Source organism: Kosmotoga sp. DU53 (genome assembly GCF_001639905.1).
Lineage (GTDB): Bacteria > Thermotogota > Thermotogae > Petrotogales > Kosmotogaceae > Kosmotoga > Kosmotoga olearia.
Window position 1 is genome coordinate 1 of sequence record NZ_JGCK01000046.1, and the last position, 22,067, is coordinate 22,067.

Annotated in this window: 21 protein-coding genes and 1 pseudogene; 11 read left to right on the forward strand and 11 right to left on the reverse strand. The window is 41.5% G+C overall.

From position 1 onward, the window contains the following. Nucleotides 1-335 precede the first annotated feature (335 nt). A complete protein-coding gene (locus tag DU53_RS06465) occupies nt 336-1,247 on the forward strand; it encodes a DMT family transporter (RefSeq protein ID WP_015868553.1) in 912 nt (303 codons plus the stop codon). Nucleotides 1,248-1,252: 5 nt separating this feature from the next. On the opposite strand, the gene DU53_RS06470 is transcribed toward DU53_RS06465, so the two are convergent. Next, nucleotides 1,253-1,507 carry a hypothetical protein gene (locus DU53_RS06470; protein WP_015868554.1) on the reverse strand — a complete coding sequence of 85 codons (255 nt, stop codon included), beginning with the start codon at nt 1,505-1,507 and terminating at the stop codon, nt 1,253-1,255. Between the two features lie 502 nt (nt 1,508-2,009). Between DU53_RS06470 and DU53_RS06475 the strand changes: the two genes are divergently transcribed. From DU53_RS06475 to DU53_RS06505, 8 genes are all read left to right on the forward strand, one after another. Beyond that, a complete protein-coding gene (locus tag DU53_RS06475; RefSeq protein ID WP_015868555.1) occupies nt 2,010-2,999 on the forward strand; it encodes a LacI family DNA-binding transcriptional regulator in 990 nt (329 codons plus the stop codon). A 6-nt stretch (nt 3,000-3,005) separates the two neighbouring features. Continuing rightward, nucleotides 3,006-3,476 (forward strand): glycogen debranching N-terminal domain-containing protein, encoded by a 471-nt coding sequence (locus tag DU53_RS12850; protein WP_235599741.1) that lies wholly within the window; start codon nt 3,006-3,008, stop codon nt 3,474-3,476. Further along, the gene (locus tag DU53_RS06480) at nt 3,445-4,848 is read left to right on the forward strand and encodes an amylo-alpha-1,6-glucosidase (RefSeq protein WP_235599740.1); all 1,404 of its coding nucleotides are present in this window, start codon (nt 3,445-3,447) and stop codon (nt 4,846-4,848) included. Before DU53_RS12850 ends, DU53_RS06480 begins: the two co-directional genes overlap by 32 nt. After that, nucleotides 4,845-6,056 (forward strand): ABC transporter substrate-binding protein, encoded by a 1,212-nt coding sequence (locus DU53_RS06485; protein ID WP_063728119.1) that lies wholly within the window; start codon nt 4,845-4,847, stop codon nt 6,054-6,056. Before DU53_RS06480 ends, DU53_RS06485 begins: the two co-directional genes overlap by 4 nt. A gap of 45 nt (nt 6,057-6,101) precedes the next feature. Continuing rightward, nucleotides 6,102-7,268: a carbohydrate ABC transporter permease gene (locus DU53_RS06490; protein ID WP_015868558.1), complete on the forward strand. Its 1,167-nt coding sequence runs from the start codon at nt 6,102-6,104 to the stop codon at nt 7,266-7,268. Nucleotides 7,269-7,288: 20 nt separating this feature from the next. Continuing rightward, the gene (locus DU53_RS06495; RefSeq protein WP_063728139.1) at nt 7,289-8,176 is read left to right on the forward strand and encodes a carbohydrate ABC transporter permease; all 888 of its coding nucleotides are present in this window, start codon (nt 7,289-7,291) and stop codon (nt 8,174-8,176) included. Between the two features lie 4 nt (nt 8,177-8,180). Further along, on the forward strand, nt 8,181-8,585 hold the full coding sequence (locus tag DU53_RS06500) for a hypothetical protein (protein WP_063728121.1): 405 nt from the start codon (nt 8,181-8,183) through the stop codon (nt 8,583-8,585). 115 nt (nt 8,586-8,700) lie between these two features. Next, complete coding sequence (locus DU53_RS06505; protein ID WP_153020832.1) at nt 8,701-9,780, forward strand: hypothetical protein; 1,080 nt, start codon at nt 8,701-8,703, stop codon at nt 9,778-9,780. Between the two features lie 589 nt (nt 9,781-10,369). On the opposite strand, the gene DU53_RS06515 is transcribed toward DU53_RS06505, so the two are convergent. Beyond that, on the reverse strand, nt 10,370-11,542 hold the full coding sequence (locus tag DU53_RS06515; protein ID WP_063728127.1) for a DUF401 family protein: 1,173 nt from the start codon (nt 11,540-11,542) through the stop codon (nt 10,370-10,372). A gap of 664 nt (nt 11,543-12,206) precedes the next feature. Between DU53_RS06515 and DU53_RS06520 the strand changes: the two genes are divergently transcribed. Then, complete coding sequence (locus tag DU53_RS06520; protein WP_015868562.1) at nt 12,207-13,178, forward strand: 3'-5' exoribonuclease YhaM family protein; 972 nt, start codon at nt 12,207-12,209, stop codon at nt 13,176-13,178. Nucleotides 13,179-13,239: 61 nt separating this feature from the next. Beyond that, on the forward strand, nt 13,240-13,590 hold the full coding sequence (locus DU53_RS06525; protein ID WP_015868563.1) for a hypothetical protein: 351 nt from the start codon (nt 13,240-13,242) through the stop codon (nt 13,588-13,590). A gap of 311 nt (nt 13,591-13,901) precedes the next feature. Here the strand turns inward: DU53_RS06525 and DU53_RS06530 are convergent, their stop codons facing one another. The 9 genes and pseudogenes from DU53_RS06530 to istA form a co-directional block, all read right to left on the reverse strand. Further along, the gene (locus DU53_RS06530; RefSeq protein ID WP_063728129.1) at nt 13,902-14,423 is read right to left on the reverse strand and encodes a UPF0158 family protein; all 522 of its coding nucleotides are present in this window, start codon (nt 14,421-14,423) and stop codon (nt 13,902-13,904) included. 629 nt (nt 14,424-15,052) lie between these two features. Beyond that, entirely contained in the window at nt 15,053-16,099 is a 1,047-nt protein-coding gene (locus DU53_RS06540) for a nitrilase-related carbon-nitrogen hydrolase (protein WP_063728132.1), read from the reverse strand. Beyond that, nucleotides 16,096-16,848: a carbon-nitrogen hydrolase family protein gene (locus DU53_RS06545; RefSeq protein WP_369816075.1), complete on the reverse strand. Its 753-nt coding sequence runs from the start codon at nt 16,846-16,848 to the stop codon at nt 16,096-16,098. The genes DU53_RS06540 and DU53_RS06545 overlap by 4 nt, the downstream gene beginning before the upstream one ends. Nucleotides 16,849-16,928: 80 nt before the next feature. After that, nucleotides 16,929-18,224, reverse strand: a complete 1,296-nt coding sequence (locus DU53_RS06550) for an MFS transporter (RefSeq protein ID WP_015868567.1) — start codon at nt 18,222-18,224, stop codon at nt 16,929-16,931. 655 nt (nt 18,225-18,879) lie between these two features. After that, nucleotides 18,880-19,152, reverse strand: a complete 273-nt coding sequence (locus DU53_RS06555) for an SHOCT domain-containing protein (protein WP_015868568.1) — start codon at nt 19,150-19,152, stop codon at nt 18,880-18,882. Between the two features lies 1 nt (nt 19,153). Beyond that, a complete protein-coding gene (locus tag DU53_RS06560; RefSeq protein ID WP_201030018.1) occupies nt 19,154-19,360 on the reverse strand; it encodes an SHOCT domain-containing protein in 207 nt (68 codons plus the stop codon). A gap of 119 nt (nt 19,361-19,479) precedes the next feature. Continuing rightward, nucleotides 19,480-19,833 (reverse strand): DUF3147 family protein, encoded by a 354-nt coding sequence (locus DU53_RS06565; protein WP_015868570.1) that lies wholly within the window; start codon nt 19,831-19,833, stop codon nt 19,480-19,482. A 116-nt stretch (nt 19,834-19,949) separates the two neighbouring features. Then, nucleotides 19,950-20,673 (reverse strand): annotated as a pseudogene (gene istB, locus DU53_RS06570) (IS21-like element ISKol3 family helper ATPase IstB). Continuing rightward, nucleotides 20,670-22,067, reverse strand: a 1,398-nt coding sequence (gene istA / locus DU53_RS06575; protein ID WP_082853857.1) for an IS21 family transposase, incomplete at its 5' end; no start/stop codon positions are given. The gene istA and the pseudogene istB, both read right to left, overlap by 4 nt.

Consider the following 22,067-nt stretch of genomic DNA (forward strand, 5'->3'; position numbering starts at 1 on the left):
GTTCTCGGACTCTCGATTCTTACCAGGAGTTCGGGTCAATCCCGAAGGGATTCGCGTCCGCTGCGAAGCAGCCTTCTCGGACTCTCGGATCTCAAATCTCGGCTTTTCATCAGCGTCTGCAAGCCTCTGTCTTCGAACGTCGCTCCATCAGCTGACAGCCTTGCAAGCGTCTAATGTTTTCTATCTCCGCAGGAGTGCTCACCCCTGACGTAGTCAGGCTTACCCTTGGCGAAGCCAAGCTTACCCACACTTAGCGTGCTTACCGAATTTCGATTTTCATTTCCTCAATTTCCTGATAGAATAGTTCGAAATTCTAACTCTTTAAGGAGTGTTACATGAAAGAAAGATTAAAAAATCCGCTTATAGCGGCTTTGTTGGCTACAGCGGCTTCAGTTCTTTGGGGAAGCGCCTTTCCTGTATTAAAAATAGGCTTTAGAGAAATGGGGATAGGACCTGAGAATGTTGCGGAAAAGCTTGTCTTTGCCGGTATCCGTTTCTTGGGTTCAGGATTATTGATCTTCATATTTTCGCCTTTGATTGCCAAAGGTAAATTCTGGCCGGGCAAACGAGTTTTCAAAAGCCTGTTGCTCCTTGGACTGTTGCAGACTGCTTTACAATACACGCTCTTTTACAATGGTTTATCCAACACAACAGGAGTAAAGTCTTCTATAATCATCTCCAGCGGAAACTTTTTCGTGGTACTTATTGCTCATTTTGTGTATAAAGACGACAGAATCAATTGGAAAAAAACGTTAGGACTTGCAGCGGGCTTCTCTGGAATACTTATAGCCAATTGGAGCAAAGGAATTAGCTATGATTTCAAGTTTGAGGGAGAAGGTTTGTTGGTACTTTCCACACTTGTTGGTGCCTTTGGTACAATCCTTGCTAAGAAAGTTTCCAGGCAGGTTAATCCCTTCTTCGTTTCTGGTTGGCAGATGTTTTTAGGATCTATTGTGCTTTTGTTGCTGGGAATGCCCGGAATGAAAAACGGCCTGAAATTCACACCACTGGCTACAGTGCTTTTAATATACTCTTCACTGCTTTCAGCAGTAGCATTTTCCCTTTGGTATACAGTTCTCAAATATCACAAAGCCGGAGAGGTCACGCTTTACCGCTTCATGATCCCCTTGTCTGGTGCTTTGTCGTCTGCGGCTTTCATTCCCGGTGAAACGCTTACCCCAAACACTCTGATAGCTCTTGGACTGGTCATTTTTGGTATAGTTGTGGTGAATTACAGAAATAGTTGAACACATCAACGATTTCTTTTTTCTTCTTTCTTTATTGCAGTGTTTATCGCATTGGCTTTCTGATTTATTCTTTGGACTTCAAAATTTAAAGCTTTTAATACCTCAGGAAAATTAAGCCCCTTCTTCTTACATGCGTCTTCGAGCGTGGTCATCTTACCCACGTTCAAGTCCAATCCAAGATGATGAAGCATCTTGAATAGATTTAAATGCAAATCAGAGATTTCTTTCAGCGTCATTGTTCCCTTTATTTGCGGAAGCATGAAAACACCCCCCAGTTTCATTATATACAAGAAAGCCCGGATAAAAGTGGCATTTTGAACCTCTGATCACTAGTCTCGAGATCCGGTGACCGGGATCTGGTAAGCACGCTGGCGAGTGGGTAAGCTAGCAGAGCTATCTTCCGGACGCTTTGAGGCTGTCAGCTGATGGAGCCGCGTTCGAAGTCTGAGGCTTGCAGACGCTGTAAGACTCCGCTGTAGGTTATTCGTGTCTTTTTCTAAACCCTAAACCCGATTTTCTATAGTCTCGGTCTCAGGTTCTCGATCGTCGCAAACAACCGACAACATCTTTTTTGCTCCAGCATGCTTCCCGATTCTTCGATCTCAAAAATGAGCGAATGGTCGAATTATTTTAGGCTAATGGCTTCTAATAACTGTCATTCAAGATTAAAAAGTTGTGATTGATTTTAGGGATTCACTTCTTAGTTGATATAATGTAATCGATTACAATGTAATCGATTACATTCGTATTGGGAGTGAGTTTATGCGTTTAAATATCGCTGAGGTCGCAAAAAGAGCTGGTGTATCCACCGCAACGGTTTCAAGGGTTTTAAATAACTCGCCTTTAGTTTCCAGAAGGACAAGGGAAAAGGTACTGGAGGTAATCAAAGAACTGGGCTATGTCCCAAACCATGTTGCACGCAGCCTGCGAAGCAAAAAAACGGGACTGGTTGCTACGATAATACCATATTCAGCAGATTATGTTTTCAACTTCCCATATTTTTCCATATTTATAAGAGAAGTGACAAAGCGATTAGCGGAAGATGGTTACCACCTACTTTTGACGACAGAAGAACCTGATGATGATCCCGTCAGGATATACAGGACCTTTCTCGATAGAAAAATAGTCGATGGATTCATAATACTCGACCTTAAAGAAAACGATGAGAGAGTCAAATTTTTGAAAGACAGAATGGCGAAATTCGTTGTGGTAGGTAGAGCAAAAGATTGTGACGATCTTCCTTCGGTCGATACCGACAACATGAGCGGTGCCTATAAAGCTACCTCTTATCTCCTTGATAGAGGGTGTAGAAGAGTTCTTTTTATCAATGGTCCAAAGGAACATAGCGTTTCTATATGGCGTAAAGAAGGGTACAAAGCAGCATATAAGAAAAAGGGTTTAAAAATTGAGAAATCGCTTATTCTCAACGGTGATTTTATGGAAACATCGGGCTACGAGCTCGTTAAGAACTTTCGTGGAAGATTTGATGCTATATTTGCTGCCTCTGACCTGATGGCAATAGGTGCATTAAAAGCGTTAAAAGAAATGAACAGGATCGTACCCGTAATGGGGTTTGATGATATTCCTCAAGCGAGTATGGTTACTCCCACACTCTCAACAATAAGGCAACCTATCGACAGAGTGGGTTACGAAGTTGCGGATTCCATTGTTTCATATCTGGAAAAAGGAGAAAAAATATCGAAAGTTCTTGATGTCGAACTAATAATTAGAGAATCTACGGAGGTTGATTAGTTGATTATGAGAATAATAAAGAACGGAAATCTCATGGTTGTGAGCGATGACAATGGATTGATCGATGCCAGAAGTGATATAGCTGCGGGTCTGTACCTGGAAGACACTAGATTTATTTCGTCCCTTTATCTGGAAACGGATAAGAGATTGAGAAAACTCCAACCAAGGTTTGGGAACAGCTTTATCATAAACCGCTATATTTTTCGTTCATCCCCGTTAGCATCTCATTACGATGTTTTCCTGGAAGAAACTATGAAAGTTTCGGGGAATGGGTTAGATATTCGAATAGAGCTCACGAATTATTCAAATGGGACAGTGAATATAGAGCTAAATTATTTTCTGAAATGTGAGTATGAGGATATCTTTCTCGTGAGAAGAAAAAATTGGACATTATCTCGAATCGTCAAAAAAAGAGGTTTATCAAGACGAATTCGAGGACAAAGGATTGGAGTACGAAGATGCAGCAGCGCATTATAGAGTTCATAAAAAGCTTCCAGAGGGGCAGTATTCCCTCAAACCCAAAGACAAGTTAACTCTTGAAGGTCATATTCATCTGTATAAAGAACTGAAGGGAGCAAATCTTTTCAAAGATATTCTTGAAGACAGGCCTCCAGGATTTCCTTTTGAAGCATTTAAAACCGACAATCCGCTGCTAAAAAGGTCTATTAATGATCTTAAAATGCTAATGATTCCAACGAAGTATGGTGATTTCCCTGCTGCCGGGCTACCGTGGTTTGCAACAATATTTGGGAGGGACAGCTTGATTTTTGCCCTCCAGACGCTCGACTTCTTCCCGGAAACCGCAAAAACAGTTTTAGAAATCCTTGGTTTGTTTCAAGCATCTTCCGAAGATAATTTTAAAGATGCCGTTCCGGGAAAGATCATTCATGAAGCGCGGCTAAATTATCTTTCTCTCAGTAACCTGATCCCCTTTGAACGGTATTACGGCACAATCGATGCGACGCTACTCTATTTGATTCTCGCCGGGGAATATCTTAAGGCAACAGGGGATCTGGGAACCATAAAGAATTTGCTTCCCAAAATAGAAGCTGCCGAAAAATGGATTTACAACTACGGTGATGCCGATAATGACGGATACGTCGAATACATGCCGTCTTCAGAAAAAGGGCTTCAAACCCAGGGGTGGAAAGATTCCAGGGATTCCGTAAGTTTCAAAACAGGGGAATTAGCCAAACCTCCAATAGCTTTTGTAGAAGTTCAAGGGTATCTATACATGGCTTATCATGCCCTTAGTTATATTTACGAACAGCTGGGGAAAAAAGAAAGGGCGAAGACTCTTCTTGAAAGAGCCCGTGAGTTAAAAAAGCGATTCAACAATGATTTTTGGCTTGAAGAAGAGAAATTCTTCGCAATAGCGTTAGACGGCGACAAAAAGAAGGTTGATTCCATAAGTTCGAACCCTGGTCAGTGCCTCTTTACGGGGATAATCGATGACGACAAGGTAGATTATGTTGTAAAGAAGTTGATGTCTAAAGAACTTTTTAGTGGCTGGGGAGTACGTACTCTCTCAACCGAAATGAAAAGATATAACCCTTTTTCCTATCACAATGGTAGTGTGTGGCCCCACGATAACTCCATAATAGTCATGGGACTCATGAAATACGATTATCATGAGGAGGCTAAAAAGATTTCCTCTGCTCTTCTGGAAGCGATGAGCAAGTTCGCTGACAATAGGTTGCCAGAACTTTTTAGCGGACTTTCAAAGGAAGAAACAAGGGGAGATGTTGTCGAATATCCTACGAGCTGTTCACCACAACTTTGGGCTATCGGTACTCTGTTCACCATAAACCAGGCCTTACGGCCAATAAAAGGGGAGGGTTCTTTATGAAGAAACTTGTTAGTTTTCTGATGGTTCTAGCACTGACAGTTAGTGTACTGGCTGTTGTGAACATTAGAATCAGTGGCTGGCCGGGCAATCCCATTGAAGAAAGTGTTATAAAGTCAATAGTGGAAGAATTCAACAGAACGCACCCGGATATTCATGTTGAATGGGCTCCCATTCCCGGTGATTTCAGGCAAATGCTCATTACGCAATTCTCCGCGGGAACGGCACCGGATATTTTTTACGTTGATACATTCTGGTTTGAAGAATTAGCCAGACAGAATATGCTACTGCCTTTAGACCTTTACATTAAGAAAGATAAGTTTGACATCGACGATTTCTATCCATCATTGGTGAATGCTTTTACCTACAAGGGGAGGATTTATGGTATTCCCAAAGATTTCTCCACACTGGCTCTTTACTATAATAAGGAAATATTCGACAAATACGGTGTGGAATATCCGACAAGTGACGACACATGGTTTGATTTCCTTGACAAAGCACTTCAGCTTAAAAGAAAGGGTATGAAGACTCCTCTTGTTTTGGCACCCGACTTTAACAGGATAATTCCCTTCATTGTTGCAGCAAATGGACGTATAGTTACTAAAGACCTCAATACGGGACTCGCTGAACCGAATTCAAAGTTTGCCCTTCAGTTTTACTTCGATCTTGTTAACAAGTACAAGGTAGCTCAGGAACCAGCTAATCTTGGTGCTGGATGGATAGGCGAAGCTTTTGGTAAAGAAGCGGTTGCGATGGCTATGACCGGTCCGTGGACACTGGGCTATATCAGGGGTCAGTATCCGAATGTCGTAGCTAAAATAGGAATCGTTGAACTTCCGCACCTTATCAAAAAGGCCACAATGGTTTACACAGTTTCCTGGTCTATAAACAGGAATACGAAAAACAAGAGAGCAGCGTGGGAAGTTGTAAAATTTCTTACAAAGGAAGGACAGAAGATGTTCGTAGAAGGAGCAGGGGTTCTCGCTTCCAGAAAGTCTATTGCTGCTCAGGATACAGACCCGATAAAAGAAGCTTTCTATGCTGGCGCAAAATATGCGATTCCATGGAGGGTTCCAACACCGAGCGGGATATTCAGCAAAGCCAACGACCAGATAAACAGCAAGCTTAAAGATCTTTTCTATGAAAGAATAACTCTTGATGAAGCACTTAACGAGATTATTGAAAATTATATGAGCTGGGTTTCTGAGTAATTACAGGGCCGCGGTAAACCCGCGGCCTGTTTTTGGGGTGATAGCGTGAATCTGAGCTCTAAAACCAGAGAAGCCATCGTCGGTTATATATTTATTTCCCCGATTATCCTGACAATTCTTATTTTTACCATATATCCTGTTTTTGCTGGGCTTTATTACAGCTTCACAAACTATCAGCCAACTGAAGTACAGAAGTTCAAAATGCGCTTCATCCCTGAAGAGGCAATGATGTTTCATACTGGTGTTTTTCCGGATGAAGAAAACGTGGCATATGAAGACATCGCAGCGATTTTTGATCCGGTAAGTTTTGTGCTATATGATGTAGGTGTGAATCTCAACGACAAGCAAGTAGAAGCCGTTAAGAAATACTTGGACAGCGAAAGACTTATCAAAGATTTCCTTGCTGGAAATTTGAAAGAGGAAATGTCTGTTGCAGACTTTATGAAAAAATACATGAAATCAGAAAGCAATCTGTTTAAGAGATACATCCCGGATTTTATTGGTCTGACAAATTTTAAGAAAATGATAAAAGATCAATATTTTTGGATATCCCTTAAGAATGCATTTGTTTATTCTATCATCGTGGTTCCTGTTCAAACATTGCTAGCTATATTGCTTGCGGTGGCTGCGAACATGAATATCAGAGGCAGGGGATTTTTCAAAGCTGTTTTTTTCATTCCTTCTATTTCCTCTTCGGCCGCGATATCTATGATTTTCTGGCTCATATATTCAAAACCCGGCGTTTTGAACAGATTTCTTTCTTATTTCGGAATGCAGCCGATTGATTGGCTTAACAACCCGAACACAGCTTTGGGAGCGATTATGGTCATGAACATCTGGACAACAGCAGGATACTTTATGGTCACATTTCTTGCAGGACTGCAGGGAATCCCGAAGACAATTTATGAAGCGGCTGAAATAGACGGAGCGAAGTTTTGGACAAGATTTTGGAAAATTACCTTTCCCCTCCTTCGCCCCCAAATTCTCTTCGTTTCTATTATGGGAATTATAGGCTGCATGCAAGTCTTCGACCAGATTTACTTTTTGATAAAGAACATGAGAAACATCACCGTATCTTACTACATATATAAAAACGCCTTTGAATACCACAACATGGGTTATGCATCAGCGATAGCTATGGTACTTTTTCTTATAATATTGGTTATAACTTCTATACAGAGAAAACTTGTCAAAGAGGAAGCGTTTTTTTGATTGAAGGAGAGAGCACTCACATGAGAAAAAAATGGAGGATAGGTCTTACAATTTCATACATAATTTTGATAGCGTATGCTGCTGTTTCCCTTTTTCCCTTTATTTGGTCTGCACTGGTATCTATAACTCCGATGAAATACACTGATGAAAACGGGATAGAACGCGGGGTTGACATAATGAAATGGCCCCCGGATATCAACTTTTTCGAATGGCCAGTGAAAGTGTTCGGAGCACCGGGGACACTGGCTAACTACTTGCAAATTTTCAAAATAACTCCCTATGCCAGATGGATACTTAACACTATCATATATGCGGTACTGGTGACCGTAGGGCATTTACTTTTTGATACCCTTGGAGGTTATGCTTTTGCGAGACTGAGGTTTCCGCTTAAAAATTTCTGGTTCACTATGTTTCTCGCCACGCTCATGATCCCGGGGCACGTTACGATGATTCCAAACTACAATCTCATGGTGAAGTTTGGCTTTGTGAACACTTATTACGGGCTTTTCATACCGAAACTAACGGGGGTTTTCGGTCTGTTCCTTATGCGCCAGTTCTTTTTGAGTATCCCGAGAGAATTAGAAGAAGCTGCAAAAATGGATGGGGCATCGATATTTAGAACGTATATAAAAATAATCCTTCCTATTTCGAAACCGGCTATCGCTGCCCTTGCTATCTATACTTTCGTTGGAACGTGGAATGATTTTCTATGGCCCCTTCTTATGACCTCTGACAAAAACATGTATACGTTAACTGTCGGGCTTGACTTCTATAGAACGAGTTATTATACTTTCTGGCAGTATATGATGGCTGCTTCTATATTGATGACTATTCCAATGATTATAATCTTCCTGAGTTTCCAAAAATATTTCGTCGAGAGCAGTGTTTCGACAGGCTTAAAGGGTTGATTCCATGGAAGATCTTTACCTTTATGAGAGTGGAAGAAGAGTTTATTATTTTGGGCGCTCCAATGGTGACAACGAAGGTGTCGGCTGGCATGTGAAAGGGAAAATGGGCGGATTATGGTTTGAAGATGTGAGGATTCTTTCCTCTGTGAAACTTCTCCGCGGGGAGAAAAACCTTATTCCCGATAAATTCATCAACAACCTTTATTACAAAACACTTAATTACGGAAAAACAAAGCTGAACTTCGTTGCCCATCCAACCGATTATTTCTTTGCTATATATCTCGAAAATCTCGAACCGGAAGATGAGTTGGTTTTATATCTTGATCAAACCCCGCTCTGGCTAGAAAACGAAATATATTCTAAAGAGCTGAAAGTTTATAAAAAAACCACCAAAAACGATCATTTTTAGACCATTAAAGCAAAACAGGAACATATCTATTACCGTTGATAACGCCTTTGTCCATGTCGATAATGGCAAAGTCTTTTTCCGCTCAAAAATGGGATCGCTTTTATGTTTGATTTCGATGAATTCTAGAAACGAAATGGATTTCACTTCAATTGTAGAAACCAAGCAGGATTATTACAGCAAATATCTTTCCGAAGGTGACAATGATGATCTGAAATTCTGGGCTCAGTTGAATGCGCTGGAGCTTTACTTTGAAAGGGAATCAGGCAAAGGTTATGTGGCAGGTCTTCCAGAATTTCCCTGGTGGTTTGGGATAGATACCGTTTATACAGCTCTTGGGTTGCTAAAAACGCCTCAACTCCCTCTAGTCAAGTCTTCGATAAACAACCTGGCGTATTACGGCAATGGAATTGTACCCCACGAGGTTACAACTGCTGGCAGGATTTATGCGAAAGGTAGAATGAACGAGGTAGTTTCCTTCGCTTATTTGGCCTTGAGATATGTGCTTGAGACTGGAGAAATGGATTTTCTCGAACTTATTGATAAAGCAGTAGAAATCTTAATACCCGCTCTAGACAGAAATGGTTATCCCATTGGCGAAGGGATCATCGAGATACCAGGAACTGAAAAATCGGCTTTACTTGATGTGGCCTGCTGGTTTTACAAGCTTTTAGATGAATTAAAGCGAGAGAGTCTCATAAATTCGCTGAAACAAGGGAAAGAACTTACTGCAATTTTTGAAAAGATAGAAAGGAACTTCTTTGGTGTGTGGAGAAACGGCAAAAATTTATTCTACGACGCAATTAAAGGAGATAAAAAACATTTTGCTGGACATTTTATTCAGATATATCCTCTCGCGATGGGCTTAGTTCCCTATCAAGAGGGAAAGAAAGTCCTTGAGATGATGAAAAAGGTGGGTTTTTTTAATGAAATAGGCATGATACATTCTCTTCCGCTTGAAAAATACGATGCGGGAAACTACGGAGGTCAGGACAAAAACTCCATAGTTTGGAGCCTTCCTACGTTATTAGCGTTGAAGGCAGCCAAAAAATATGCAGACATGGAATTAATGGACATATTGATAAAATCTATCAAGAAATCCTTACATTTGGGAACACGTGGTGCGCTTCCAGAAATACTTCCTAACGGTGGTTGCACCGTACAAGCCTGGAATGCTTATCTATTAGACATTTTTTAATCGAATGAACGAGGGGCAAAGAGCGAGATCCAACTCCTGAATTTCGTCTAAGAATTTAGGTGCCAGTTGATAGTTGTTAGTTCCGATGCTGGGAATCAGCTTCGTGGTTGACGCTTGGATTGCCTCCAGCAATGCTGCTCCTTCTCGCTTCGCTCAAGAAGTGCTTTTCGATTCCATTGGAAGAAGTGAATTTTGTTTCGCCAAAGAAATTGTTGAAGAATTTCCGCTTCTGCACCAAAGGTACATTCACCTCGTTGATGCAATCAACCTCACTTCTATAGCGAAACCATACTTGCTTCATTTGCGTTAGCAAATCTCACTTCAGTCAACTCTGTTGGCTCTCCAGTCTCCAACATCCAATCTCGTTCTTTTGTTCTTACTGCCTCTGCAAGCGTCGCTCCATCAGCTGACAGCGTTGCAAGCCTCCTGGACGTAGTCCAGCACTTCCGCCATAAGCACGTATCATCGACGAAGTCGATCGAAACAACTGCGAAGCAGTTCGTGACAACTCTGAAAGAGTTCGGGTCAATCCCGAAGGGATTCGTATCCACCGCTCAGCGGCCCTCTCTGATTCTCGATTCTCGGCCTTCTAAAGCATCAAATACATAACAATCCCCACAATTGTAGCTGAAGAGAGTGGGATGGCTATTCGTTTCACCATGGAAGTGTAACTGATAGAAAAGTACTGTGAAGTGAGGGCAACGCAGAGATGTACTGGAGATATAAGAACACCGGCTACGGCAAATGTATATGCAAGTATGGATGTGGAGAATAGGACATTTTCTGGGACGAGACTTACAAGCAGCGGAAAACTCAAACCCACAGCAGCCTGGGTGACGCCTGTCATAAGCCCCATAATGAACGGCAGTACAATGATAACGAGTATAACGGGAACATTCCATGAAAGGAGCTCCTGGCTCATGTTTTCAGGAATTCCAGACATTTCCACAAAAGCTTTGAAGAAGAATACAGCAGCAATCAAAAGAAATGTCTTCCATTTTAGCGAACGTTTCAGAATTTCAAGTTTGTTCCTTTTGGTTAGCAAATACACAACAGAAACGATCATGACAACTAACCAACCTGGCTGGTTCAGAATAACCATAACTATAACCAACAGTATGGGCCACGTTGAAAGCAAAAGTTCTTTTAATGCTACCGGAGAGAGTTTTATTTTCGGGTATTTTCTTACCATGAGAATATATCCAACGAAAATAGCAGCCATCCCCGCTGGTAACATCCCCACGATCATTGCCCTTAAAGAAACCTTTGCCATTCCTGCCACAATTACTATTGCTGGATAAAGCGGCCAGAAATATTCCATTGAATGTCTAAACCAGTAGTTGGTAACCATCGCGTCTTCGGCGGTGATGGAAGAATCACTTTCAGCCATCTCTTTTACCATAGGAGCTGAGAACATAGCTCCCCCTGGCATCGGGAGCAAGCCTATCATAGCTGGAATAAGGGAAATAGCTACTCGTGGTGTTGGAAATATTTTACCAATTGCTGAAATGAACCGGGCTGCATCACCGCTTTTGTTCAGCGTTTCACCGAGAAGATATATGGAAAAGATAGTCATCATAACCTTCCAGAAATTCCAATCGGTGAATTCCCTTGAAAATGCCTGAAAGTATAACAAAGGCGGTGTCAGCAAGACAGCGCTAATTGCGATAATAGCAATAAAAAACGAAAGGGTAAGATCTTTTAAGTATCTAAGAGATATAATCATTGCGAAAATACCGATAAACACCGCTAAAGTTGTCATAGGTACCCTCCGAAAATTAGTTTGCATATCGAATTATATAAGAAGGTAGTTTCACGAGGAATAAAGAAGTGAAAACTTCTAGAAAAGTAGGAGAATACAGTACTTAAAAACGATAACCGGAACGACTTGCTATGCCAAAAGTAAGCCTGAGTACGAGACATTTTCCGCTATTTCACTGCTACACAAAAAAGGGCTCAGCATGCTGTATAAAACCCGAGAGTTGAGAACCCGAGAAGACGAGAATATAAAATCATTCTTGGTCGTACGTTGTGCGTTGTATGTCTCTTTTTCTAAATCCTAGATCTGTTCTTTATCTAAACTCCAATCTCCAACATCCAATCTCGCTCTTTTGTTTTTTCAGCCGCAGGCGCATATCAACTGCGAAGCAGTTCTTTCACCTTCTCGGCTCTCGGATTCTCGTGTTTTTCGTCGCAAACGTCGCTCCATTAGCTGACAGCCTTGTAAGCGTCGTATTTCTTGTATCGCGTGTTGACCCTGTTTTAACAGAGAAGCGGAGGATAATTTGTAGTAAACTTATATTGCAGTATTCAAAGTGGTCAGCTGATTCAATTAATTCACTTTGCCATCTAAAATCAGAATATAAAAGGGGGAGATCTTCATTATCAAGACGGGTGAAAAGGAATTTCCAGTTCTTAGTGATATTTTGGAAAATGTAGCTTATGACAAAGAAAATTATGTTAATAATAATCCCGCATTTTTTCTTCTCACAAACGTCGTTCAAAAGAGCAAAAAAGACGGGAATCCATACTACTCTTGCAGCGTTAGAGATTCAAAAACAGTACTTTCAGCAAACATATGGGAATGGGAAGAAGGACAGGAACCGATTTCTGGGGTAGTTGCTTTGGCAACTTATTCTTACAAAAGAAAATATGGACTTTCTTTAAAGATCCGCAAATTGTACACACTGGAAGAACTTAACAACCATATAGACGATGCCTTTTCTATCTTCCTTCCCAGAGTAGAGAACATAGAAAATCTTAAAGATGAACTCTCTGATCTTATTCAAGGAATAGAAAATGCTTTTCTGAAAGAGCTGTTAGAAAAAACGATATCTCCTGGAGATGGAGAAATAAAAGGCTTTTTCCTTGCACCTGCAGCAACGAAAAATCACCATGTCAAAATCGGTGGATTGCTAGAACACAGCGTAAATGTTGCGAAACTATGCAAAATTGTCGCCAGGACATTTGGTGATGATATAGATATGGATTTACTTATTGCGGGAGCCCTGCTGCATGATATAGGCAAGGTACAAACTTACGATTATAAAAGTTATTCTTTTGAATTTACAGATGAGGGGTTACTTGAGGACCATATCGTTTTGGGGATAAAGAAACTGGCAGTGGTTATTGGCAAAATAGATGGTTTCCCGAAAGAAATCGAGCAGAATCTATTTCATATTGTGGCAAGCCACCATGGCTTGAAAGAATGGGGTTCTCCGGTCGTGCCAAGAACATTGGAAGCAATAATAATCCACAACTGCGATCGTCTTGAAGCCCAAATGGAGGCCTTTAGAGAATTGGCGAGATCTGTCCCCAAAGGAGGTTCCTGGTCCGATTATTCGGGAATACTTGGTACAAAGGTATTCGTCTATGGAAAATATGGTGAAGATACCTGATAAAAGCATTTCTTGGTCTTAATAAATACAATTTAATTAAGACCAAAAGCAGGTGAGGTATATGGAACAAACAAGCATGATTTTGCGTATTGCGAAAATCTGGAGTGTCATAAGCATGGGATTTATTCTGGTTTTCATGGTTGGATATGGATTAGATCCGAACGAACCGCTTCCAACTCCAAGAGAATGGTTTGAACTTGGTTTATTCCCAATAGGTGTACTTGTTGGAATGATTCTTTCCTGGAAACATGCTGGTGCAGGGGCTCTTATTTCTATTGTGTGTCTTGTTTCATTTTACTTTGTGGAATATGCTTTTAAAGGTAGATTCCCCGGCGGTCCCTATTTCTTGATTGTGACAGCACCAGCTTTCTTTTTTCTCGCATATTCAACAATGACTCACAAACAATCTTAGGGACCTAAATTCGTAATCCTTCCGTTCTGCATTATTTGTGCAGCAATTCTCACCTGTCCGTGGCTGGTGGTATGAGGCCTCAATTATCAGTTGCCGGTTGGCAGTTTTCAGTCATTTTCTCATCCACGAAATAGTTCCCAGCATCAGCGACGCAATCGCTATTATTGCCGTTTTTTGTTGACCATTGTTCTCTGTGGCTGATGGAACGCATAATCTACAACAGCTATTGATACGTTAACTTTGTGAGTGTTTAAGGCGTAGCCTGCAGCCATTCACCCCAAGGTGCCATCTCTTGACCCTACCATTTTCTATCACTTTTGTATTTTGTCTATCGGATCAATACCTATGGAATTAAGCCATTCTATTGCAAATTCTCTTTGGAATTCATCTCTGAACTTAAGCCATGCTTGTCTATATTCTTCATTTAGGTCTAAGAATGATCTGAATCTTGCGAAGGCGCCTTTCCCTTTTATTGTGTACAGCACTTTGGTTCTTAGTCTTTCATCTTCAATGTTGTACACAAATTCCTCCATCTTTTTATAAACAAGTCTTGAGGATAATTCGGGAATTTTCTTATACCTTCCGGATTCATCTTCCCATGCTATTTCGAACGCTTTTAAAGCAATTTCTCTGGTTACTTCGTCTTTATCCTTTAGCATTTCCATCAGCTCTTCTTTTTCTACATTAAAAATGTCAGGTGGTATCATATCGTCGCAAAAGTGGATTACTTCACCTGTTTCAGTATCAAGGTATTTGTATTCTTCGAAACCAAAAGAGCTGTGAAATGCCATTAAATCACCAACAAGCCCCACATCTACAGGTAATTTCTTCATATTCTCACACCCCTTAGCATAAAAAATAATTATTTTAGTTTCCAGTAGCAAGTTGTTAGTTTCTAGTTTTTGAACTTCCTACACCCTAGACTCTATACCCTAAATCTGTTCTTTTTTTAGTGCGTCGCAACCCTTATCTTCGCGAGCTTCTGACTTGTCATCCTGAACTTGATTCAGGATCTCGTACTTAAAAAATCCAGATTCTGGATAAAACACCTCCAGAATGACAGTTTTTACCCACTCCGAAGGAGTGCACACCCCTGACGTAGTCAGGCGTACCCCCAGCGCAGCTGGGCCCACCCACACGAAGCGTGCTCACCAGCTGCACAGCGGCCCTCTCGGTTCTCGGACTCTCGATTCTTACCAGGAGTTCGTGACAATTCCGAAGGGATTCGCGTCCGCTGCGAAGCAGCCTTCTCGGGCCTCGGCTCTCGGTTTTTTTGCATGCTGTGCCCCTACAATAACAATCCCGGATCTCGGTTACCGGGTTTTATACAGCATCTGCAAGCCTTCCTGGACGCAGTCCAGCACTTCCGTCGAAGGCGCGTGTCAACTGCGCAGCAGTTCTAATCAACCACAAAGTGGTTCCAAGCACCCGAAAGCGGCGCTCACGCCCAGCATCATTTGCGTCAGCGAATCCCGGCACAGCGACGCAGCCGCTTCATATATCTCTCCTCAAATCCTACATTTGTATCACCGTAAAATTCCGCGTTTTTTCTTGCCATTTCCAAAGCTTCTATATCTAAATCAGCGGTTATTAGTAAATCACCCTCATATTTTGGGGAGATAGCAACAACTCCATTTTTTCTTTCTGTCATCTCAATCGGCGCAAAGATGCCTGCTCTTCCCGTAAAGTGCATCCCGCCAAACCATCCGTTCAAAGAAGCCTTCACACCGTAGAGATATGTTTCCTGAACGCGTCCCCATATTCCTCTCAATGCCTTATAAACGTCGTATTCTTCGGCGTTTGCAATGGGAAGTATAACTACATCTGCCTCTTTTTTCGCTGCAATATAGAAAGTTTCGAAATACGTAGCATCCATACATACAGGCATTGCCAGTTTGCCGATGGGAGATTGGAAAATGTGAAGTTCATTGCCTCTGCTTAATCCCATTGCCTCTTCGAAATCGGTCAGGTGAAGTTTCTTCTGACGCCCGAGAATTTCACCGCTGTCCGAAATCAGTGTTCCTGCATTGAACAGCTTACCATTTTCCTCCAAAAAATAACTTCCCGTGTAGATATATATGCCGTACATCTCTGCAAGTTTCACCATTACACCTTCTAGGAGTCTCCGGGCCGGTTCAGATATGGCGAGGAAGGCTTCATAAATGAGAGGACTCACTCCTTTTTCATTTTCTTTTCTCTCTTCATTTCCTTCGGGAGTTTTTCTCATGAGCATGTTCAATATCTTAAATCCGGGAATGAGCATGAAAAGGTCAAACATATTATATTCGGGAAAGACAATCAGAGCACTACCGGAGCCCGCAGCTTCCCTGACAAAGCGGTGGAGATCCAACACATAATCATCTATTCTTCGCAACCCTTTTATACTTCTTTGGACGCACGAGACCCTGAACGAGATCTTCCTTACCGACGTGGGATGGATCCCGTCTAGCACTCGCAGAGCGCGTTTTAAGGTCAGTTTCTTCTCAAAAAATCTGCGCAGGAGTTTCAAAACAATTCCTCCCTCAGATAAAAATCAGTATTCAATTGCCTGAGGGGATCAAATACCCTTTTTGCTTTTTCACTGTCGAGCCCATCAAGCGAAACATCAAGGATAGCACCATCTCCCTTTTCGATAGCGAGAAGACCAGTTCCTCTCTCTGTTATTTCAAGTGGGGCATGGATTGCGGAGAGGCTGTGGAATTTCATCCTGTTCCACTCCCCCTTGAACCCGCTTTCAGCAGCAAAGAACAAATTCATCTGTACGTTCATCCACATTCCTGAAGCCTGTAGTGGAACACGAAAAACCTCTTTCCTTATTGCCATAGGTGTGAGCACAAGATCCACACCCTTGAGAGCAGCGTATCGGGGTACCTGAGGGTAAAACGCGTCTGTTGAAAGTACGATGGCTACCTTAAAACCATTTATTTCAACGATCTCAAGATCGTTTCCTCGTGAAAACCCTATCTCACGCTCCCAGGAAGACAGATATATCTGGTACTGCTTCAGAACAATCTCCCCATTCTTCATAATAAAGGACGCATGTTTTCCGTCTTCCATGCAGCTTCCAAAACATATATATATATCATCATAACTTTTAGAGAGGTGTGCAGCGGTAGAAAGAAAATCATCGAAGTAAAAACCTATAAGCGCCGGCATAACAACTAGCGTTGCACCCTGTGAGCGTTGCAAACATTTTTCCATAAATAGCTCTGCATCCTTTTTGCACTTTATATCATCTTCAACCACACATGAGACCACTCTCAATTTCCATTCCCCCTGGTGCTTTTAACAAGCTACGAACGAAGTGCCCAATTTTCCTTGTCAAAACGGCACCTATTTCAAGCTTTTCTGCTTTTCATTTGCTCTTTCAGTTTTTCCATCTTCTCGTCGAGAGAGGAAATATCCTTTTCAAAAAAGAAAGCGAGTACCAATATAATCGCACCACAGATGAACCAGAACGCGCTGGAAACCTTCATGGCTATTGCTAGACTTCCCAGAGAGACAGAAAGCGTACCACCCACGAGCTTACCAATACCGGTTCCCAGAGAATCCGTGAGATTGAATATGGAGAAAATCCTCCCTCTACTCTGTGGTTCATTCACATTCATGAGCATCATCTTTACGTTTGGACCAGTGTAGCTATCGAAGAGGGCAGCAACAAAACCAATGGACGAAACGAGTATGAATGATCCAGCTATAATGTTTTCCGAGAAAACGAAAATCGTCAAAATTGCACCTAAAATTGTTGTAATCCCTGATGCTACAGGAACAAGCCTTGGTGATTTATTGTACAGTTTTTGCCCCAACCAGCCTCCGATTAACATTCCAACGATATTTCCTGCACCGAATATAAGAAAAATGGTAGTGGCTTGCGAGGCGGAAAACCCCATTTCCCTTTTGAAATACTCCACCATAAAATACGGAATAGCACCCCATGGTATCGTTCCGGCGATCCCCTGGAAGAAGAGCAAGAGGTTTGTTTTAATCCTGAAGAGATCTAAATAATCTGAAAGTTTGACACCTTTTGGATAGGCATACCCCATTTGCACGAGATCCCCGATTCCTTTTTCCATCGCGCCCCGTGGTGGTTCCTTGAGAATAAAGAATCCAAGGCCTGCTAGTACGATGTTGGGAAGCGAGACCATAAGAAAGGGTATCCGCCAACCATATGCAGCACCAAAATAACCTCCGAAGATCATTCCCAGGATATTACCGATGGAAATTGAAAGTCCAAGTACGGCAGCAACCTTTCCTCTTTCATCTTTACCAAACATATCGCTAACAAAGGAAAACGCAATTGGAAAAGATGCACCCACCCCTATACCGGTAAGCGTACGCCACAAAAAGAGCTCGCCGAAGCTCCCGGAAAACGCGGACATAACACATGGAATCTCACCGATAAGAATGGAGTATATAAAAATCTTCTTTCTGTTGTATTTATCTGCTAGAAATCCCCAGACCAAACTGATAACAGCTCCGAGAACGGTAAAAGTAGAAGCGACAAGCCCGATTAGGGCGTCGTTGACGTCGAATTCCTCTTCTATGGCACCAATATTTGGTGCCATAACCATTTGATCAGCATTGAGAAAAATAAGAAGAATAGATAGAAAAATAACACTCCACCACTTGTTCATCTGCTTCCCCCCTTACTGCTATTAATTTGATTTTAACATTAACTATATAGCTACAACAAAAATGACGGAAGTTGTTGATGCTGGGCGACGTTTTACGTCGGATGTTTGAAGTCATTGACACTGGGAATCACCGTTAGAAAATGGGGACAGTACACAAAAGTACACGGTACTGTCCCCATTTTCTGAGCGTCAAGAGCATGAACTTCCAGGAGGTAGTCCATCAGTATTGCAGCTCAGCTGCCCTCCGCCAAAGACGCATGTTACCGACGAAGTAGGGCTTACCCTCCGAAAAACATAGGGGAAACAGTCAATCTCTAGATAGATGGCTCACTCTTTAGGAAATACAACAACGATTAACTCATTACAGCACATCTACACAAAACTCTGTAAGAATTCAATTTCAGTTTTCAACCGAGCATAGACAGAAAACAAATAATAGAACTGACGAATAATAGACGAACTGGAATATCCGCCGTTAGATACAGAAAGAGCGAAGCTGTTTTCTAACTGGTGAACCAGAAAAAGGTATCCGGACTCAACTACTTCAATCTCAAAGAAATGCTTCCTTAAAGTTTCAACGGCTTCTGACCTTTTTCAAAACAGCAACTCTCTTCCTGGCAGCAAATTCTGATAAGTATTTTGAATACTTCCTTAGTTAACTTTCAAGGTTCTTTTTCATTCTTAGGAACTCTTCCTCGTCGATCTCGCCTTTTGCATATCTTTCCTTTAGTATTTCCAGAGCTCTGTTGGAGGAGCGCTTTACATAACTACTGTTGTATCGATTGTCCGATAGCAACTTTTTAAGTGCAAATACCGTAACCGCGATTATTAGAACGAAAAGCACAGATGAAAAAATCATTCCGATCCATCCAAAACTGCCAAACCAACTTCCCCAGCTTGGCCATCCCCACCAATACCAACCATGCATCTTAATTACCTCCTCTTAGTTTTTTTAATTTATCAAGGTATTCTTCCTCACCGATTTCGCCTTTTGCGTACCGTTCCTTCAATATTTCAATAGCCCCTGCTTCATATTCAGATTCTCCATTGCTATTTCCCGGTAGTTTTCTGAAATAATCTGGCCTTATAAGAAGAATCAGTACTATTATGAAAAATAACCATCCAAAAAACATCATCACCATCACCTCTCAATGTAATACCCCCCTATGGGGAGGGGACATCTATATGATAGCATTTAACAGTTGGAGAAATAGTATCAGCTTTGTGAAGTATCGGTTAATTCCAGAAATCAAGATTATTTCCTGATTCTTTTGAGCATAAGAAACCAAAGGGCGTAAGCGCTTGAGGTAAGCACGCCTGAAATCAAAAGACTAAAATAGAAATTTTTCATCCATTTGAGGAATATTGGCATAGCGATGAAAAATATCAGCGAAGGAATAACCATAAGAAAGATGTCGTGAGAGAGAGTTGAGATGAGTTCTGTGTCGCGCTTTTCAATATAAAGCCAGATCATTGCCAATATTGAAGTTAAGGGCAAAGAAGCTAATACACCAGCTACCAAAGAATACCTTTTCGCAACTTCAGAAATAAAAAAAACCAGGACAGCTGTTATCAGTATCTTGATCACAGAATACAATACAGTACTCATGCTAACACTCCTATTCCCCTATTGTAAAGCCTACAAGAAAGGTTGAACATGTGTTTTTGGCAATATAAAAATACAGCGTTTGGAAAAATAAAAAACCAGCACCCGGGGTAAAAAAATTAAGCCTTAATACTCGAATGTTCCAATCGATAACTCTTGCCTGTAAACACCAATAAATGGCAATGGTGGATCAATCTGTCTATTATGGCACTGGTGAGTTTCTCATCGTAGAATATCCCATTCCATTTGCTGAACTCAAGGTTCGTTGTGATTATTACGCTGTTCCTCTCATATCTTTCCGCAATCACTTGAAATAAAAGTTGCGCTCCTTCTCGGTCTAAAGGTATGTAACCCCATTCGTCGCATATGAGCAAATCTGTCTTTCTGAGTGTCTTCAAGAATCTCTTCAATGTTCCGTTGCTTTTTGCTTCCACAAGTTCGTTTACCAGTGTGGCCGTTCTGTAAAATCTGACTTTCTTTTCCCGGTTACAGGCTGCGATACCTATGGCTGTTGCCATGTTGTGTTTTTCCTGTTCCTACAGGACCATACAGTATTAGGTTCTCTTTCTTTTCCAGAAACCTCCCTTCTTGTAGTTCTTCCAATGTTATACTCTTGGGTATCTGTACGTTTTCAAAACTGTAGCCTTTGAAGGTTTTCATTACCTCGAAATTTGCCTGTTTTAGGTAACGATTTTTACGTGATACCCGTCTGTTTTCAATCTCCAGCTTCAGTAGTTTCAGAAGGAATTCCTCGTTGGTTTCTGCCTGTATCTTTTGGTAGTTTTCCACTATACTTTTTCCCAATCTCAGTTCTTTGCAGTATTGAGCGATGAGTTCTTTCATTTCCTTTCACCCACCAGGGCATCGTATTCCTTAAAATCGGTTGTGTATGCTTGTAATCTCGGTACTTTGTTCCCTGTTTCAAAGGGTGATGGTTCTTCCTGGATCAACCGTCGATATGAGAGGAATATTGTCTCAGCAGTGCAACGTTCGCTCTTCTGACTTATCTCCAGCGCACGTCTCGCGGTTTCCATATCTGTTTCACGTAGCATTTTGACCAGCAATTTCAGGCTGTTTTTCTTTTCCTGGTAATCACAGGATTCAAAGTATTCTTGCCAAATAGGAGGTAATTCCCTGTAAAATCCTGTGTATTTCAACGCACGCGGTCTTCTGCTTAAGGTCTCAAGGTATGGATACCAATTCAGAGATTGGAGGTTGTGTCCGTATAACCTGGGGTGTTTTACGAGCATTTTGTAGTCTTCATCCAGTATCTCTATTTCCGATGCCCCTATCTTCAACCACACTTCTGTTTCAGCATGTTTTGGTGACACGGAGTATCTGTTGTTTTCAAAACGAAGCATCCCATACTTGTCTGTCTTTGCTTTCTGTACCCTGGAAATATCCAGAGGTTTTTCGTTGAGTAAGAGCATCTTTTCCTTCTCTTCTAAAAACAGTTCTTTAATGCTCTTTTCTTTTCGGTAATGAGGTCTTTCCATATCTTTCTCCGAGAGGGTTAAGAGTTTTTTGTTGTAATCTTCAAGATTCTCTATCCTGGGAATGGGAACAAAGAAGTTTCGTCTGTTATATCCAACCTTGTTCTCCACATTACCCTTTTCATTACCCCGACCAGGATTACAAAACACAGGTTCAAACCCATAATGTTGACAGAATCTGTAAAACTTCTCCGTTACCTCCCTTTCCCCTCCATCCAGAATTTTTTTCACCACGGGAGATAGGTTGTCGAACCATATACGCCGAGGCACCTTTCCAATATGTTCGAATATGTTCTTCAGTCCCTCAAGCAAACATTCAAGGTTTTCTCCCCTAAACAGTTGAAAGTATCCCCCGTTGCTGTATGGAAAAGAAAGGTTCAGATAATGCAGCGTCGTTCCCTTACCTTTTTCAATGAACTCAGCCTGTCCAAAATCTGCTTGCGCTTCGCCACCAGAATGGTCAAGAGGTATATAACCTTTGTTGGAATACAGCTCCTTCTTTTTCTTTCTCACATATGCTCTTACCGTACGTTCGCTGAGTGGAAAATTCGGATATTCCTCACAAAGTCTCTTGTAAATCCTTCTAGCAGTATGACGTTGTTTTGCCTTTACCTTTTTATCTTCTTCCAGCCATTCATCTATTTTGGGCTTGTACGGATCGAGCTTGGAAGTCTTCTTTCTGCGTTGAACATACTCGTTGAAATCATCCATTTCGTCATATTTCTTCACCGTTCTGAAATCGTG

Excerpts from the sequence above, each read along its gene's own strand:
- DU53_RS06485 (WP_063728119.1), top strand. The coding sequence starts at position 4,845 with ATGAAGAAACTTGTTAGTTTTCTGATGGTTCTAGCACTGACAGTTAGT.
- DU53_RS12850 (WP_235599741.1), top strand. The coding sequence starts at position 3,006 with ATGAGAATAATAAAGAACGGAAATCTCATGGTTGTGAGCGATGACAAT.
- DU53_RS06550 (WP_015868567.1), bottom strand. The coding sequence starts at position 18,224 with ATGAACAAGTGGTGGAGTGTTATTTTTCTATCTATTCTTCTTATTTTT.
- DU53_RS06465 (WP_015868553.1), top strand. The coding sequence starts at position 336 with ATGAAAGAAAGATTAAAAAATCCGCTTATAGCGGCTTTGTTGGCTACA.
- DU53_RS06555 (WP_015868568.1), bottom strand. The coding sequence starts at position 19,152 with ATGCATGGTTGGTATTGGTGGGGATGGCCAAGCTGGGGAAGTTGGTTT.
- DU53_RS06495 (WP_063728139.1), top strand. The coding sequence starts at position 7,289 with ATGAGAAAAAAATGGAGGATAGGTCTTACAATTTCATACATAATTTTG.
- DU53_RS06475 (WP_015868555.1), top strand. The coding sequence starts at position 2,010 with ATGCGTTTAAATATCGCTGAGGTCGCAAAAAGAGCTGGTGTATCCACC.
- DU53_RS06530 (WP_063728129.1), bottom strand. The coding sequence starts at position 14,423 with ATGAAGAAATTACCTGTAGATGTGGGGCTTGTTGGTGATTTAATGGCA.
- DU53_RS06500 (WP_063728121.1), top strand. The coding sequence starts at position 8,181 with ATGGAAGATCTTTACCTTTATGAGAGTGGAAGAAGAGTTTATTATTTT.
- DU53_RS06525 (WP_015868563.1), top strand. The coding sequence starts at position 13,240 with ATGGAACAAACAAGCATGATTTTGCGTATTGCGAAAATCTGGAGTGTC.
- DU53_RS06515 (WP_063728127.1), bottom strand. The coding sequence starts at position 11,542 with ATGACAACTTTAGCGGTGTTTATCGGTATTTTCGCAATGATTATATCT.
- DU53_RS06565 (WP_015868570.1), bottom strand. The coding sequence starts at position 19,833 with ATGAGTACTGTATTGTATTCTGTGATCAAGATACTGATAACAGCTGTC.
- DU53_RS06470 (WP_015868554.1), bottom strand. The coding sequence starts at position 1,507 with ATGCTTCCGCAAATAAAGGGAACAATGACGCTGAAAGAAATCTCTGAT.
- DU53_RS06505 (WP_153020832.1), top strand. The coding sequence starts at position 8,701 with ATGAATTCTAGAAACGAAATGGATTTCACTTCAATTGTAGAAACCAAG.
- DU53_RS06560 (WP_201030018.1), bottom strand. The coding sequence starts at position 19,360 with ATGATGTTTTTTGGATGGTTATTTTTCATAATAGTACTGATTCTTCTT.